This window comes from Acidovorax sp. Root70 (assembly GCF_001428225.1).
Classification (GTDB): domain Bacteria; phylum Pseudomonadota; class Gammaproteobacteria; order Burkholderiales; family Burkholderiaceae_C; genus Acidovorax.
Genome location: NZ_LMHQ01000016.1, coordinates 38130 through 53525, shown reverse-complemented (window position 1 = coordinate 53525; position 15396 = coordinate 38130). Strand labels below are relative to the sequence as shown.

15 protein-coding genes are annotated in these 15396 nt (G+C 66.1%); 4 read left to right on the top strand and 11 right to left on the bottom strand.

Translation table 11 applies throughout. The features are described from left to right. The first annotated feature begins 149 nt into the window (after positions 1-149). Positions 150-1415: a PA0069 family radical SAM protein gene (locus ASD94_RS10690; protein WP_056642526.1), complete on the top strand. Its 1266-nt coding sequence runs from the start codon at positions 150-152 to the stop codon at positions 1413-1415. Between the two features lie 61 nt (positions 1416-1476). Here the strand turns inward: ASD94_RS10690 and ASD94_RS10685 are convergent, their stop codons facing one another. Next, positions 1477-2559 carry a sodium-dependent bicarbonate transport family permease gene (locus ASD94_RS10685; RefSeq protein WP_056642523.1) on the bottom strand — a complete coding sequence of 361 codons (1083 nt, stop codon included), beginning with the start codon at positions 2557-2559 and terminating at the stop codon, positions 1477-1479. 88 nt (positions 2560-2647) lie between these two features. Between ASD94_RS10685 and ASD94_RS10680 the strand changes: the two genes are divergently transcribed. Next, complete coding sequence (locus ASD94_RS10680; RefSeq protein WP_056642521.1) at positions 2648-3547, top strand: LysR family transcriptional regulator; 900 nt, start codon at positions 2648-2650, stop codon at positions 3545-3547. Between the two features lie 122 nt (positions 3548-3669). On the opposite strand, the gene ASD94_RS10675 is transcribed toward ASD94_RS10680, so the two are convergent. From ASD94_RS10675 to ASD94_RS10665, 3 genes are all read right to left on the bottom strand, one after another. Further along, on the bottom strand, positions 3670-4710 hold the full coding sequence (locus ASD94_RS10675; RefSeq protein WP_056642545.1) for a DMT family transporter: 1041 nt from the start codon (positions 4708-4710) through the stop codon (positions 3670-3672). Positions 4711-4895: 185 nt separating this feature from the next. Then, on the bottom strand, positions 4896-5183 hold the full coding sequence (locus ASD94_RS10670; RefSeq protein ID WP_056642517.1) for a GNAT family N-acetyltransferase: 288 nt from the start codon (positions 5181-5183) through the stop codon (positions 4896-4898). Between the two features lie 114 nt (positions 5184-5297). Then, the gene (locus tag ASD94_RS10665) at positions 5298-6167 is read right to left on the bottom strand and encodes a LysR family transcriptional regulator (RefSeq protein ID WP_056642516.1); all 870 of its coding nucleotides are present in this window, start codon (positions 6165-6167) and stop codon (positions 5298-5300) included. A gap of 136 nt (positions 6168-6303) precedes the next feature. Between ASD94_RS10665 and ASD94_RS10660 the strand changes: the two genes are divergently transcribed. Further along, positions 6304-7353, top strand: coding sequence for an NAD(P)H-quinone oxidoreductase (locus tag ASD94_RS10660; protein ID WP_082576834.1), 1050 nt, complete (start codon positions 6304-6306; stop codon positions 7351-7353). 52 nt (positions 7354-7405) lie between these two features. Here ASD94_RS10660 and ASD94_RS10655 read toward each other — a convergent pair whose 3' ends face one another. From ASD94_RS10655 to ASD94_RS10635, 5 genes are all read right to left on the bottom strand, one after another. Continuing rightward, positions 7406-9124 carry a phosphoethanolamine transferase gene (locus ASD94_RS10655; RefSeq protein ID WP_056642513.1) on the bottom strand — a complete coding sequence of 573 codons (1719 nt, stop codon included), beginning with the start codon at positions 9122-9124 and terminating at the stop codon, positions 7406-7408. A gap of 36 nt (positions 9125-9160) precedes the next feature. Beyond that, on the bottom strand, positions 9161-10033 hold the full coding sequence (gene fghA / locus ASD94_RS10650; protein ID WP_056642509.1) for an S-formylglutathione hydrolase: 873 nt from the start codon (positions 10031-10033) through the stop codon (positions 9161-9163). Positions 10034-10206: 173 nt separating this feature from the next. Beyond that, entirely contained in the window at positions 10207-11322 is a 1116-nt protein-coding gene (locus ASD94_RS10645; protein ID WP_056642506.1) for an S-(hydroxymethyl)glutathione dehydrogenase/class III alcohol dehydrogenase, read from the bottom strand. A gap of 42 nt (positions 11323-11364) precedes the next feature. Then, positions 11365-11631 carry a metal/formaldehyde-sensitive transcriptional repressor gene (locus ASD94_RS10640; protein ID WP_015015062.1) on the bottom strand — a complete coding sequence of 89 codons (267 nt, stop codon included), beginning with the start codon at positions 11629-11631 and terminating at the stop codon, positions 11365-11367. Positions 11632-11801: 170 nt separating this feature from the next. Beyond that, positions 11802-12563, bottom strand: a complete 762-nt coding sequence (locus tag ASD94_RS10635) for an SDR family oxidoreductase (protein WP_056642503.1) — start codon at positions 12561-12563, stop codon at positions 11802-11804. A gap of 96 nt (positions 12564-12659) precedes the next feature. On the opposite strand from ASD94_RS10635, the gene ASD94_RS10630 reads away from it, so the two are divergent. Beyond that, complete coding sequence (locus ASD94_RS10630) at positions 12660-13604, top strand: AraC family transcriptional regulator (RefSeq protein WP_056642502.1); 945 nt, start codon at positions 12660-12662, stop codon at positions 13602-13604. A 74-nt stretch (positions 13605-13678) separates the two neighbouring features. On the opposite strand, the gene ASD94_RS10625 is transcribed toward ASD94_RS10630, so the two are convergent. Together ASD94_RS10625 and ASD94_RS10620 are read right to left on the bottom strand one after the other, a co-directional pair. Continuing rightward, complete coding sequence (locus ASD94_RS10625; protein WP_056064903.1) at positions 13679-14989, bottom strand: citrate synthase; 1311 nt, start codon at positions 14987-14989, stop codon at positions 13679-13681. A gap of 59 nt (positions 14990-15048) precedes the next feature. Next, positions 15049-15375 (bottom strand): succinate dehydrogenase assembly factor 2, encoded by a 327-nt coding sequence (locus tag ASD94_RS10620; protein WP_056642499.1) that lies wholly within the window; start codon positions 15373-15375, stop codon positions 15049-15051. Positions 15376-15396: the final 21 nt, after the last annotated feature.

The following is a 15396-nucleotide window of genomic DNA, read 5'->3' as shown; positions in this document are numbered from 1 at the left end:
GGGATGTCGTGAGCAAGAATACCGGGGAGAGGCAATCGGATACCATTGCTGGATGAAATCACAGTATCAACGGAGCTACTGGAGCTAAGCAGATACCCCTTATAAATAAACAGTATCATCAACCGATCTCAACCCATTTGTTGCTCGCCATGAGCCCATCCCCAGTCCCCGACGACGACCTGCCTGCACCGCCGCAGGAGATCCGCATCCCGCTGCAAGCCATTCGGGGGCGGGGTGCGGCCACGGCCATGGCGCACCGTTTTGCCAAAGACCAGCGCGAACGGGCGGACGATGGGTGGGGCCCTCTGCGGCCCCTTGGCGAGGCGCTGGGCCTGGAGCATGGCGGCGCGGAGCAAGCGGGTGCGCTGAACGGCGCGGTGGCAGGGGGTGGTGATGGATGGAGCGATGGATGGGATGGGGGTGACGGGGAAAGTCGCCCCAGCCCTTCACTCGCCACCCGGGTGCATTTCGAGACCGCGCGCAGCGCCTTGTGTGCCAACGACTCGCCGGACATCTTCTTCGAGCTTTCGGTCAATCCCTACCGGGGCTGCGAGCACGGCTGCATCTACTGCTACGCCCGACCCACGCACAGCTACCTCAATTTTTCGCCCGGGCTCGACTTTGAGACGCAGATCGTGGCCAAGCACAACATTACGCAGGTGCTGCGTCAAGAGCTTGCGCAGCCGCGCTATGTACCGCGCCTGCTCAATATCGGCTCGGCCACCGATTGCTACCAGCCCGTGGAGCGCGACCTGAAGCTCACGCGCAGCGTGATCGAGGTAATGCGCGAGGCCCGGCACCCGTTCTCGCTGATCACCAAATCCGGCGGCGTGGAGCGCGATCTCGATTTGCTCGCCCCGCTGGCCGCACAGCGCCTGGCAGCGGTGTACGTCACCATCACCACACTCGACGCCACGCTGGCCCGGCGCATGGAGCCCCGTGCTGCTGCGCCCCACCGGCGGCTGCGCACCATTCGCGCGCTGGCTGAGGCAGGAGTGCCGGTGGGCGTGAGCGTGGCGCCCCAGATACCCTTCATCACCGAAGACATGGAACACGTGCTGGAGGCCGCGCGCGACGCTGGAGCGCGCACTGCGTTCTACACCGTGCTGCGACTGCCGTGGGAGCTGGATGCGTTGTTTCGCGAATGGCTCACGGTGCACTACCCCCAGCGCGCGGCGCGCGTCATGGCCCGGGTGCAAGACCTGCACCACCTCACCGAAGCCCAACGCGCCGCAGGCAAGGCCTATGACAGCGACTTCGTGACCCGCATGAAGGGCAGCGGGCTTTGGGCCGACCTGCTGCGCCAGCGCTTTGCCAACACCTGCCGCCGCCTGGGGCTCAACCGCGAGCGTGAGGGGCTGGACCTGGGGCAGTTCAGGCCGGGGCTGCTGAAGGGTCAGGGCAGCCTCTTCTAGATCCCGTGCCCTTCTCCGTGCACTGTGGACTGCGCGCCGCAGGCCGCAATGCGTTGCCTCGTCAGCCCCCCCACACCCGCTGCACCACCTGCGCGTACAGCGGAATGCCCACCAGGATGTTCAGCGGAAACGTCACCCCCAGCGAGAGGCTCACGTACAGCGACGGGTCGGCTTCGGGGATGGCATAGCGCACCACTGCAGGCACCGCGATGTACGACGCACTGGCGGCCAGCACCATGAGCAGCACTGCGTCCCCCGCGGGCACCTGCAGCAGCCAGGCCAGCGCCAGGGCCAGGCTGGCGTGCGTCAGCGGCCCCAGCACCGCGTAGGCCAGCAGCCAGGGTGACTGCTTGCGCACCGCAGGCAGGTTGCGCGCGGTGGACAAGCCCATGTCCAGCAAGAACAGGCACAGCATGCCCTTGAACAGGTCGCCCGAGAACGGTTGCATGGCCGCCTTGCCGGCATCGCCAGTCACCATGCCGATCACCATGGCGCCCAGCAGCAGCAACTGGGTGCCGTCGGTGAACGATTCATGCAGGATCTTGCCCACCGACAGGTGAGGCCCTGGCTTGCCAGGTGCGCCGCCTGCGCTGCCGCCAGCCAGTGCTGGGCCCCCTGCCGACGCCATGGCGACCACCGGTTGCACGCGCAGGAGGGGGCTTGAGGCGTTGACTGCCAACGACTGAGCCACCGACTGCCGCTGCCGCATCGCATTGGCCAGCATCACCGCCAGGATGATGGCGGGCGACTCCATCAGCGCCATGGCTGCCGCCATGTAGCCGCCGTAGGCAATGTGCTGTGACTCCAGGTACTGCGTGGCCGTCACAAAGGTCACGGCGCTGACCGATCCGTAGGTGGCTGCGACCGCTGCTGCGTTAAAGCCCGACAGCACCCGCCGCAGCAGCGCATAGCCCACCAGCGGCACCACCACGGCCAGCAGCACCGCCAGCCCCAGACTGCTGGTCACACTGGGTGTCAGGCCCGAGGCCGCCAATGCAAACCCGCCTTTCAGACCCAGCGCCATCAGCAGGTAGATGGACAAGAACTTCGATATCGCCGCCGGCATCTCCAGGTTGGATCGGACCAGGCCCGCAAACACTCCCAGGGCAAAAAACAAAATCGCAGGGTCCAGCAAGCTTTGCATCATCAACTCCTTGTTGGGGGCCGATGCTAGGGGTGTGCGGGTGCAAAGTAAAATCGATTTGAATGCGGTTATCTATAGATAAAAATCTATGAACATCACCTTTCGCCAGTTGCGGCTGTTCCTGGCGCTGGCCGAGACGGGCAGCGTCAGCGCCGCTGCCAAGGTCATGCATGTCACGCAGCCCACGGCCTCCATGCAGTTGCGTGAGGTGACCCAGGCCGTGGGCCTGCCGCTGTACGAGGTGGTCTCACGCCGTGTACACCTGACCGAGGCGGGACAGGCCCTGGCCCGCACTGCGCGTGCCATTGCGGGCGAGTGGGACGCGTTCGAGCAGCGCGTGTCGGGCGCCAAGGGCCTCACCAGCGGGCGCCTCAAGGTCGCCGTGGTCAGCACCGCCAAATACTTTGTGCCCCGCCTGCTGGGCAGCTTCTGCAAGCTGCACCCACAGATCGATATCTCGCTGGAGGTCCTCAACCGCGACCACGTCATCTCCCGCCTGCGCAGCAATCTGGACGACCTCTACGTCATGTCCATGCCGCCTGCGGATTTGCCGCTGGAGGACCAGATTCTCATGCCCAACCCGCTGGTTGTCATCGCCCCCGCCGGCCACCCCCTGGCCGCCAAAAAGCGCATCAAGCTCGCGCAATTGCAGACGGAGCGTTTCATCCTGCGCGAAAAAGGCTCCGGCACCCGCATGGCCACTGACGCCCACCTGCGCCAACTGGGTTTTGCGCCCAGCGCATTGCTGGAGCTGGGCAGCAACGAAGCCATCAAGGAGTCGGTGGAGGGCCAGCTGGGCGTCTCCATCGTCTCCCACCACGCCCTGGGTCCGCACCACGAGGGGCTTGCCGTGCTCAACGTGCAGGGCTTTCCCATACAGTCGCAGTGGCACCTGGTCTGGCCCAAGGGCAAGCAGCTGTCACCGATTGCCGAGGTGTTCCGGGCGCATTTGGTGGGAGAGGTGGAAGGCTGGATGGCGCTGTGGTAATTGCGCACCCTGCGGGCTCGCCGACGGCGGGGGCCTTGGTGATGACTGTGGGGGAGGGCGCTTAACGCCGAATGCCGTGCTGCCTGCAAAGGGACGGCCCCGCCACAAGCGGGTGTTCGGTCTCAATGGACATGCCGATGGTGGATGTCCGGGTAGTGCGGGTGCGTGTGCTTCAGTGGCAGGTGCGTGTGTCGGTGGCTGTGTTTGCCGCTGCCGCGATGCTCTACGCCATGCGCGTGCTGGTGGTGCTCGTCATGTTCGTGTTCGTGCTCGTGTTCCAGCGCTTCGTGTTGGTGCTCGTGGCTGTGGTGTTCCGTGAGGTGCAACCACACCCCCAGGCCCATCAGCGCAGCGGCCATCCAGAACACCCATGACGTTGGTTCCGAGAACACCAACAAGGACACAACCACCCCCATGAAGGGCGCGGTGGAGAAGTAGGCTCCCGTGCGGGCTGTGCCGAGCCCGCGCAATGCCAGCACAAACAGCACAAGGCTGATGCCGTATCCCAAAAGGCCCACAGCCATCGTTGCAGACAGTGTGGCCCATGACGGCCAGGCAGCGCCCATGCTGATAGCCAGCGCGGTGTTGACCGACCCCGCAATCAGGCCCTTGATACCGGCAACAAAGAGCGCGTCGGAGGCAGAGACCTTGCGTGTGAGGTTGTTGTCGATGGCCCAGCACAAGCAGGCAAGGCCCACCAGCCAGGAGCCTATGCCGCTGGGTGGCCACGAAGAGCCGGTCTGCCAGCCCAATGCAATGCCTCCTGCCGCGATGGCGAGCATGCCCCCCACGATGCGCCGGTCGGCGTTTTCTTTGAACACCCACCAGGCAATGACTGCGGTCAGCACCGCTTCCAGATTCAACAGGAGCGAAGCTGTGGCGCCGCTGGTGGAGCGCAGTCCAAACATCAGCGCCACAGGCCCCATCACGCCTCCAAACAGCACGGCGCCCAGGAGCCAGGGCCACTCATTCAAGGGAACGCCAGAGGGTTTGAGCCCGCCATCGCGGACCACACGCACCAGGGCCAGCCCGAGGCCGCTGCCCAGATACAGAAGGCCTGCCAGCAGCACCGGTGGCAGGTCGCCCGTCAGGAGCTTGGCAAAAGGGGTGCTTGCCCCAAAGAGCACCGCTGCGCCCAGGGCGTAAATGACGCTTTGATTCATGGCGGAATTTTCTACCTGAAGGCGCTTGGCGTCTTCAGCGGCTGTGGGCAATTCGGGCCGGAGTCACTCCACCACCGATGCGCGCGGGGGGCGCCGCCCATCCATGGCCAATGGAGTTCGTTGCCATGACCGGCAGTGACCAGCCATGGACCGCCCTTGGTGGGCACCGCCGTCAGTGGGCCGGTTTACACCAGCACGTCCCGCAAAGAGGCGTCTTTGTCGAACTGCGCCTTAGCAAACGGGCACAGCGGAACCACCTTGGTGCCCGTGGCTCTGGCCCATTGCACCAGCGCTTCGAGCAGCGCGCGCCCCACACCCTGGCCGCTGAGCGATGGATCTACTTCGGTGTGGTCCACGATGATCATCGTGGCGTTGGTGCGGCTGTAGGTCATCTCGGCCAGGCGCTGGCCGCTGTGCTCGATGTAGAACGCCCCTTTGGCGTCCTGTTCCTGGTGGTGAATGGTGTGTGGCATGGTGCGTTGCAGTGGCAAAGATGTGCGCCAGAGTATGGGGCATGGGGTGCCGCAGCCCCGCTGGACGCCGCTCGCAGCCCAGCATGCGAAGGACTGTCTCCATCGGTGAGGGAGTTACCGGATCTGGAACGCCTCGGACAGAAACTCTGCGGTGGCGCGCACCCGGGCGGTGCGTTGCAGGTCGGGGTGCATCACCTGCCAGACCTCGTAGTCGTTGGCCCGGCGGCGCTCGGGCCAGATACGCACCAGGCCTTCGCGTTCGCCCATCCACACCGGCATTTCGCCCAGGCCAATGCCCGCCGCCACGCCCTTGCGCACCAGCAGGCTGGAGCGCACGGCCAGCGCGATCCGGGCCTGGCGCGCAGGCACGCCCGCCATGGTGAGAAACGCGTTGTGCTCCAGGTAAGGCGCGTAGGCCACCAGGTGGTGGCCGCGCAGTTCGTCCTCTGGCACCGGCATGCCAAAACGCTCGACATAGCCCGCACTGGCGAACAGGCCCACAGGCCACGACACCACACGGCGCACCACCAGGTCGGGCGCCTCGGGCCGGATGTTGCGGAAAGCGATGTCCACCTGGCGGCGGCTGAGGCTGAGCAACTGGGTGGACACCTCCAGGTCCACGCGAATGTGGGGCCAGTGCTGTTGCAGGCGCTCAATGGCGGGCATGAGCAGGTCGATGGCGATCGAGTCGGTGCTGGTCACGCGCACTAGGCCGCCGGGGCTGGTGTCCTGGCCCTCGATGCGGGTGCGCAGGTCCAGGGCAGCGCTTTCCATGCGGCGGGCGGCGGCCAGCGCTGTCTCGCCCGCGGCGGTGAGCAGGTAGCCGTCCTTGGCGCGCAGGAAGAGCTTGGCGCCCAGCTCGGCCTCCAGCGCATTCAGCCGCCGCCCCACGGTGGCCTGGTCCACGCCCAGGCTGCGAGCGGCGGCGCGCAAGGAGGGCGCTCGCGTCAGGGCGAGAAAGATGCGGGTGTCGTCCCAGTTCATGGTCGTGCCTAGGTCGCGGATGAAAGCCGAGTGTGATGCAAATTTGCATCGCTGTAGAGCGAAATTGCTGCGTTTAAAGTGCCATGCACAGCCCTATCCTTGAAGGCATTGAAAGCCATGCCTGAGGAGCAACCCCATGTCCACACCCATGACCGCACTGCCTGTCACCGAGCAGCCCGCAACCACCCCACGCACCATGCAAGCCGTCGTGTTCGATGACTTCGGCGGCCCCGAGGTGCTGGTGGCGCGCGAGATCCCCGTCCCCGAGGTGCGCCCGCACGATTTGCTGGTGCGCAACGCTTCCATCGGCGTCAACCGGGCCGACCTGTTGCATCGCAAGGGGGCCTACGGCCGCGCCTACTTTGGCGATGCCGACACCATGGGGCTGGAAATTGCGGGCACCGTGGTCGCCATGGGGCCCGAGGTGCAAGGCTTTGCCGTGGGGGACCGCGTGATGGGCATCGTGGGGGGCGGCGCCTATGCCGAGCTCTCTCGCGTCGACCACCGCATGGCCATGCCGGTGCCTGCGGGCATGGACCTGGTGGCCGCTGGCGCCGTGGCCGAGGTGTTCGTGACCGCGCATGAGGCGCTGTTCCACCTGGCGCGCCTGCATGCGGGCGAGTCGGTGCTGATCCATGCCGCAGCGGGCGGCGTGGGTTCAGCCGCGGTGCAACTGGCCCATGCGGCGGGAGCGCGCGTGTTCGCCACGGCCGGGGGCGACAAGCGCGGCGCTGTGCTGGGCTGCGGGGCTGATGTGTTCATCGACTACCGCAGCGAAGACTTTCAGGCGGTGGTGACGCAGGCCACGCAGAGCCGGGGCGTGGATGTGGTGATCGACTTCATCGGGGCTCCGTACCTGCAGCGCAACGTGCGGTCGCTGGCCGACGGCGGGCGCCTGGTGTCGGTGGGGCTGTTGGGTGGGGCGCAGGGTGCGGAGCTGCCCATGGATGTGGTGCTGTACCGCCACCTGCAGATTTTTGGCACCGTGATGAAGTCCCGCCCGCCCGAGGTCAAGCAGGCCATGGTCCAGCGGTTTGCGCAGCAGTGGCTGCCAGCCTTGGCCGCCGGGGTGATCCGGCCGGTGATCGACAGCACGTTTGCACTGGCCGATGCCGCACAGGCCCATCGGCGCATGGAGTCTGGCGCCAGCATCGGCAAGATCCTGTTGCTGCCCGGGGCGCGCTGAGCGGGCAGGGCATAGCGCCCAACGCCCAGCTTTTGGCCTGCTTCAGCCCGCCTCAGCCCGCTGCCGCCGGCTTGCGGCACGCAGCAAACATGTCCAGCTCGGTGTTGTACGCCTCGGTCTTCACATCCATCAGGCCCAGCACCGAGTGGAAGTAGTGGTCGTGCGTGATGCGTCGCTCGCCCAGGTCTTGCTGCAGGCAGCCCGTGGTGAGGTGGGTGCGGGCCTGCATGGCGGGCGACAGCCAGGTGATCCAGGGCACGTGTTTTTGCACGTCGGGCGCAATGGAGTAGGGCAGACCGTGCAGGTAGATGTTGTTCTCCCCCAGCGACTCACCATGGTCTGCTACGTAAATCATAGCTGTCTGGGCATGTTGTTCCTGCGCTCCCAGCCATTGGAGCACTGAATCGAGGAAATGGTCGGTCTCGACGATGCTGTTGTCGTAGGCGTTGACCACCTGCTCGCGCTGGCATTCCTGCAGCGCGGTGGAGGTGCATTCGGGGCCAAACTTCTTGTTCTCGGGCGCGGAGCGCTTGTAGTACGCGGGGCCGTGGCTGCCCATCTGGTGCATGACCACCACGGTGCCGCGCTGGCGCTGCTCAGCGGGCAGGGCGGCGATCTGGGCGTCCAGGTCCTTGAGCATCACGCGGTCCAGGCACTCGCCGCCTGCGCACAGTGCGGGGTCCTTCTGGGTGCTGGTGCTGGTTTCGCCCACGCGGTCGCATACGCCCTTGCAGCCCGACTGGTTGTCCACCCACAGCACGGCCAGGCCGGCGTGGTGCAGCACGTCGATCAGGCTTTCGTAGTTGGCCGATCGGCCCTCGTAGCCCGCGCGGCCCAGGTGCGAATACATGCAGGGCACCGACGCGGCGGTGCTGGTGCCGCACGACCAGGTATTGCGTGCGCTCACCAGGTCCTTGCGGGCCGACAGGCGGGGGGTGGTGTCGCGCTCATAGCCGTTCAGGCCAAAGTTGCCGCTACGGCCCGTCTCGCCCAGCACCAGCACCAGCAGCGGCGGCTTGGCCTGGCTTGCGTAGCTGGCGCCCAGCTGGGCGTCACGGCCCAGGGGCAGGATCTTGCTGGTGTCCATGCGCAGGGGCTTGGTGGCAATGTTGCCCAGCGCGTACACGCTGTTGAGCGGGTTGATCAGGTAGCGCAGCTTGGTGTGGTTGCGCATGGTCGATGCAAAGTCCTGGAACACCAGCAGCAGGCACACCACGATGACGGCGATGGAGCCCACCAGCAGCAGCCCGTTGTGCGCCACATGGCGCAGGGCCGTGAGGCGCTGTACGGGGCGGCGGTACAGCCACAGCAGCGGCGGCACGGCCAGGACGAGCACCGTGCCCAGCATGCGCAGGTTGAGCAGGTCGCCCGCTTCTTTCACGTCGGTCTGCATCACGTTGACCAGCATGCTGGCGTCGATGGCGATGCCGTAGGCCAGCATGAAGTAGGCACCAAACGCGGCCATCAGCACCAGCACCAGCACGGCGGGCTTGAGCGTCCAGCGCCAGGCCAGCAGGCTCAGCAGCGCCGCGTTGCCCGCTGCGACGATGAGCGCAAACGCCAGCGCAAAGCCCCAGCCGCGCAGGCTGCCTTGGCCGGGCAGCTGGGCCACCTCTTGCCACAGCGGTACGTTGCAGGCCGTGGCCAGCCAGGTGCTGACCAGCACCACCACCCAGGCGGGGTGCATGGGGCGGGGTGGGGTGGGAGCAGACGGAGGCTCCGAACGTGAAGCCGAGGCAAAGGGCAGCAGGCGCCGCAGGGACAAAAGCATAACCCCCTAGTGTGCTGCCAGTTGCTTAAGTGCGCATTAATGTCCGGCGCCAAGACCCCGCGCATGGTGGGCCAAATGGTCGCCCACAAAGCTCTGCACAAAGTAGTAGCCGTGGTCGTAGCCCGCGTGTCGGCGCAGCGTCAGCGGCTGGCCGATGGCCTGGCACGCGGCCTCGAACAGGTGGGGGTGCAACTGGTCGGCCAGGAATTTGTCGTCCAGCCCCTGGTCGATGAGGATGCCCGCCGGGTAGGGCGCAATGGGCTGGTGCTGCATCAGCACCGTGGCGTCGTGCTCCAGCCAAGTGGTGCGGTCGGGGCCCAGGTAGCCGGTGAAGGCCTTTTCGCCCCAGGGGCACTGGGTGGGCGCGCAGATGGGCGCAAAGGCCGACACCGTCTTGAACCTGCCGGGGTGGCGCAGGGCGAGGGTGAGCGCGCCGTGGCCGCCCATGCTGTGGCCGAAGATGCCCAGGCGCTGCGCGTCGATGGGCAGGTGCTGACCCACCAGGGGCAGCAGCTCTTGCAGCAGGTAGCTCTCCATGCGCCAGTGGGTGTCCCAGGGGCTCTGCGTGGCGTCGAGGTAAAAGCCTGCGCCCACGCCAAAGTCCCAGCTGGCCGTGGCGCCGGGCAGGGCCGACACGGCTTCGCCGCGTGGGCTGGTGTCGGGAGCGATCAGGGCCAGGCCCAGCTCGGCGGCCAGGCGCTGGGCACCGGCCTTGATCGCAAAGGTCTCTTCGGTGCAGGTCAGGCCGGCCAGGTACAACACGGCGGGCACAGGCCCCTGCTGCGCCTGGGGCGGCAGGTACACCGAGAACTTCATCGGCAGGCCGATGGTGGTGGAGGTGTGCTGGTAAAAGCGCTGCTCGCCGCCAAAGCAGGCGTGGCTGCTGAGCAGATCCAGGGGAGTGGTCATGGTGATTGCTCTTGAATTGATAGCTGCTCAGGCAATAAATCGTAGCGCTTGAGGCAGTTTTCGCTTGTGGGGGCCCTAAAAGACTGCTCCAGGCCGTTTGTCATGGCCCGCCAGGGCCAGCACCCAGAGAGCCCGGTTGTCTCTGGGGCTGTGGGCGCTGGCGAGTAGCCAAGTTACGCGGCGTACTTGACGACCGATCGGATCGATTTGCCTTCGTGCATCAGGTCAAAGGCTTCGTTGATGTCCTTCAGGCCCATGGTGTGGGTGACGAACGGCGCGAGCTGGATCTTGCCGGCCATCGCGTCTTCGACCATGCCGGGCAGCTCGCTGCGGCCTTTGACGCCGCCAAACGCCGTGCCCAGCCACTTGCGGCCGGTGACGAGCTGGAAGGGGCGGGTGCTGATCTCCTGGCCTGCGCCCGCCACGCCGATGATGACCGACTGGCCCCAGCCCCGGTGCGCGCACTCGAGTGCGGCGCGCATCACGTTCACGTTGCCGATGCACTCAAAGCTGTGGTCCACGCCCCAGGTCGTCATCTCCACGATGACCTGCTGGATCGGCTTGTCGAAGTCCTTGGGGTTGATGCAGTCGGTAGCGCCAAAGGTGCGGGCCAGGTCGAACTTGCTGGGGTTGGTGTCCACAGCAATGATGCGCCCGGCCTTGGCCAGCTTGGCGCCCTGGATCACGGCCAGGCCGATGCCACCCAGGCCGAACACGGCCACGGTGTCGCCTTCTTGCACCTTGGCGGTGTTTTTGACGGCGCCCAGGCCGGTGGTCACGCCGCAGCCCAGCAGGCAGACCTGCTCGGGGTTGGCGTTGGGGTTGACCTTGGCGAGCGACACCTCGGCCACCACGGTGTATTCGCTGAAGGTGCTGCAGCCCATGTAGTGGTAGATGGGCTGGCCGTTGTAGCTGAAGCGCGTGGTGCCGTCAGGCATCACACCCTTGCCCTGCGTGGCGCGCACGCTCACGCACAGGTTGGTCTTGCCGCTCTTGCAGAACAGGCACTCACCGCATTCGGCGGTGTAGAGCGGGATCACATGGTCGCCGGGCTTCACGCTGGTCACGCCTTCGCCCACTTCCACCACGATGCCCGCGCCTTCATGGCCCAGCACCACAGGGAACAGGCCCTCGGGGTCGTCACCGCTCAGGGTGAAGGCGTCGGTGTGGCACACGCCGGTGTCGGTGATCTTGATGAGTACCTCGCCCTTCTTGGGCGGGGCCACGTCGATCTCGACGATCTGCAGGGGTTCTCCGGCTTTGAAGGCAACGGCGGCGCGGGATTTCATGGGGTGGCTCCTTGGGTAGGCGGTGGGGAAGGGGGGCGAAGGCTACTTCAGGTACGAGCGAAGCAGCGTGAGTGTCTCGTCCAGCGCCTGGGGGGCGGCGGAGGGCTGGGCCATCAGCGTTTCGCGCACATGGCTGTCCAGCAGGTCGGTCATCAACCCGTGCACGGCGCCGCGCATCGCCGCCAGCTGCTGCAGGATGGGAGCACAGTCGCTGCCCGCCTCGACGGCGCGCTCCAGCGCTTCCGCCTGGCCACGGATGCGGCGCAGGCGGGTGATGGCGCGTTGCTTGTCTTCGGCGGAATGGGGCATGGGGGCGGCGCCCGTCACGGCCAGGGGTGGCGGGAGGGGCGCATGGAACGAGATACTAGGCGGTAGTATAAATCTGAAGCGATTGATGGATAAGCGCTACGAGTGCAAAAGATGCTTTTACTAGGGGGTAGTATGTGCTGGCGATCGCCTTTGCCCCTCGCCCCCGGGGTTTACGCCGCGCTGCGGCCGTGTAGTGCCGCAGCCTGGGCTTCCGCGTCGGCGCCCGCGGGCAGTCGGATCGGGCACGACGGATCGGTGGCGGCGCGCCACACCGCCTGCGCCACGTCGGCAGCATGGGTGACCAGCGCATGGGATTGCGCCCACCCCGCGAAGACACGCTGGGCCACGGCGTCGTAACTCTCGGGAACCGAGCCCATCCGCGGGCGGGCGTTCTCCCCAAAGCGGGTTTGCGGTGCGCGCCCCGGGAGGACCAGACGTGCCTGCACGTTGAAGGACTCCAGCTCCAGCGCCAGCGATTCGGTGAACGCGTTGACTGCCGCCTTGCTCGCCCTGTACACGGACAGCAGCGGCGAAGGCTCCAGCGTCACGCTGGACGTCACATTCACGATCACCCCGGAGCGCCGCTGCCGGAACTGCGGCAGCACCGCCTGCGTCATCGCGATGGTGCCGAGCGTGTTGGTCTCGAACACGTCCCGCACGGTCGCCATCGGTGTGCCCTCCAGCGCATTCAGCAGCCCGATCCCGGCGTTGTTGACCAGCACGTCGATGGGGCCGGCCGCAGCGATGGCGTCGCGGATGCTGTCCTCGCGGGTCACGTCCAGCGCCACGATGCGCAGGCGCTCGCTGGTCGGAAGCAGTTGTGGCTGCGGCGTGCGCATGGTGGCGACCACGTTCCAGCCTTGGTCCAGGAAGTGGCGGGCGGTTTCGAGGCCGAAACCGGAGGAGCAGCCGGTGATGAGGACGGTTTTCATGGGGATTCCAATCAGTGGTTGAGGTGCCCCAACGATAGGCCGGAGCGACAGGACTAGATACACTGCAAAGTCGCAAAATATGTTCTGAAAGTCCAGATGTCCGACCCCTTTGCCGATGTGGTGGCCCTGCTGCAGCCGGGCGCGCCTTTCTCCAAGGTCGTCACCGCCGCAGGGCTGTGGCGTGTGCGTCGCGGCGAGCCCGGGCGTACGTTCTACTGCGCCGTCCTTGACGGTGCATGCCAGCTGGAAGCGCAAGGGCATGAGCCCGTGGCGCTGCAAGCGGGGGATTTCGTCCTCATCCCTTCCACCCAAGGCTTCGCCATGTCCAGCCTGCCGCCCCCGGGGCCGGACCAGCCAGAGGCGATGCCGGTGGTCTTGCCGGGTGGCGAATTCCGCCTGGGCAGTACCACGGCGGCGCCGGAGGTGCGGTATTTGGTCGGCTACTGCGTGTTTGGCGCACCCGACGCGGACCTGCTAGTGACGCTGCTGCCCCAGCTGGTGCATGTGCGCGGAGACAGCCGCCTGGCTACCCTGGTGCAGCTGGTGGCCGATGAATGCCGGGCGCAGCGCCCGGCCCGCGATGTGGTGCTGGCCCGCCTGCTCGAAGTACTGCTGGTGGAGGCGCTGCGCTCGACGGCCGGGACGGCGGCCTCGGCGGGCCTTGCGCGAGGGCTGGCGGACGAGCGGCTGGCAGCGGCATTGCGCAGCATGCACGCCAGCCCTGCGCAGCCCTGGACGGTTGCGCAGCTGGCCAGGGAGGCGGCGTTGTCACGCTCCGCCTTCTTTGAGCGCTTCAGCCGCGTGCTGGGTGTGGCGCCCATGGAATACCTGCTGACCTGGCGCATGGCGTTGGCGAAAGACCTGCTGCGGCGCGACGATTGCGGCATGGCAGAGATTGCCGAGCGCACGGGCTACAGCTCCGTCAACACCTTTGGCGTGGCGTTCACCCGCCATGTGGGTATGCCGCCTGGGCGCTACGCTCGGGCGCAGGTTCGGGAGCATGCCCACGACTCCGCGGCGGTCGCTGAAGCGCATGCGTGAGGCAACAAAAAAGCCCGCAAGCAGTGCCTGCGGGCTTTTTGGTTGGGAGCGGTCGGCGCAGTGCGCCGCAACGATCAGCGGCTGGCCAGGGGAGGCACGTCGCGGCGCACGGAGCCGGTGAACAGCTGGCGTGGGCGGCCGATCTTGTACTCGGGGTCGCCGATCATTTCGTTCAGCTGGGCGATCCAGCCCACGGTGCGGGCCAGGCTGAAGATGCCGGTGAACAGGTTCACCGGGATACCGATGGCGCGCTGCACGATGCCGGAGTAGAAGTCCACGTTCGGGTAGAGCTTGCGCTGCACGAAGTAGTCGTCTTCCAGGGCGATCTTTTCCAGTTCCTTGGCCAGCTTGAACAGCGGGTCGTTTTCCAGGCCCAGTTCGGCCAGCACTTCATTGCAAGTCTCTTGCATGAGCTTGGCGCGCGGGTCGTAGTTCTTGTACACGCGGTGGCCAAAGCCCATGAGCTTGACGCCAGAGTTCTTGTCCTTGACCTGCTTGATGAAGTCGCCGATCTTTTCCACGCCGCCTTGGGCCTGGATGTCGTACAGCATGTTCAGTGCAGCTTCATTGGCGCCACCGTGGGCAGGGCCCCACAGGCAGGCCACGCCAGCGGCGATGGCAGCGAACGGGTTGGTGCCCGACGAGCCGCACAGGCGCACGGTGGAGGTCGAAGCGTTCTGCTCATGGTCAGCGTGCAGGATGAAGATGCGGTCCAGCGCGCGTTCCAGCACGGGGTTGACCTTGTACTCTTCGCAGGGCGTACCGAACATCATGCGCAGGAAGTTGCCTGCGTAGCTCAGGTGGTTCTGCGGGTACATGTAGGGCTGGCCCATGCCGTACTTGTAGGCCATGGCGACCAGCGTGGGCATCTTGGCGATCAGGCGGATCGCGGCGATCTCGCGGTGCTGCGGATTGTTGATGTCCGTGCTGTCGTGGTAGAAGGCCGACAGGGCGCCCACCAGGCCGGTCAGCACAGCCATGGGGTGCGCGTCGCGGCGGAAGCCACGCAGGAAGAACTGCATCTGCTCGTTGACCATGGTGTGGTTGGTCACGCGGCTGGTGAAGTCGGTCTTTTGTGCTGCGTTGGGCAGATCGCCGTACAGCAGCAGGTGGCAGGTTTCCAGGAAGTCGCAGTTTTCGGCCAACTGCTCAATGGGGTAGCCGCGGTACAGCAACTCGCCCTTGTCGCCATCGATGTAGGTGATGGCCGACTGGGTGGCTGCTGTGGACAGGAAGCCCGGGTCATAGGTGAACATGCCCGTCTGCGCATACAGCTTGCGGATGTCGATGACGTCCGGGCCGATGCTGCCCTGATAGACCGGCAGGTCCACGCTGGGGCTGCCGTTACTGAACGACAGGGTGGCTTTGTTGTCAGCTAGCTTCATTGTTACTTTCCTTGGGTAGGTTGCCGATGTTGATCCGGTCTTGGGGCTGGGCCGCCGTGTCAGGCTTGCAGTGCCATGGCACCGCTGCCTTGTCGCAGCATGCCAAGCACTTCGCGCGCTTCTTCCGTGTCTTGCTCGCCTGCGGGCTCGCGCCGTCGCAGCAGCAGGTCCAGGAGGTCGTTGTCCGCCAGGTCCATCAGCACACGCATGCCCTGCGCGTGGCGCTGGGTCAGCGTCGATTCGTAGCGGGTGAAGAACTGTTCGATGAACAGATCGTTCTCCAGCAAGCCGCGCCGGCAGCGCCAGTGCAGCTTGCTCAATTCACGCCCATCCAGCAGCGGCGATGCCGCTTCTGGCGTGATGGCGGTGGTGGACGGGGATTCCATGGCCTACAACTTGGGTGATCC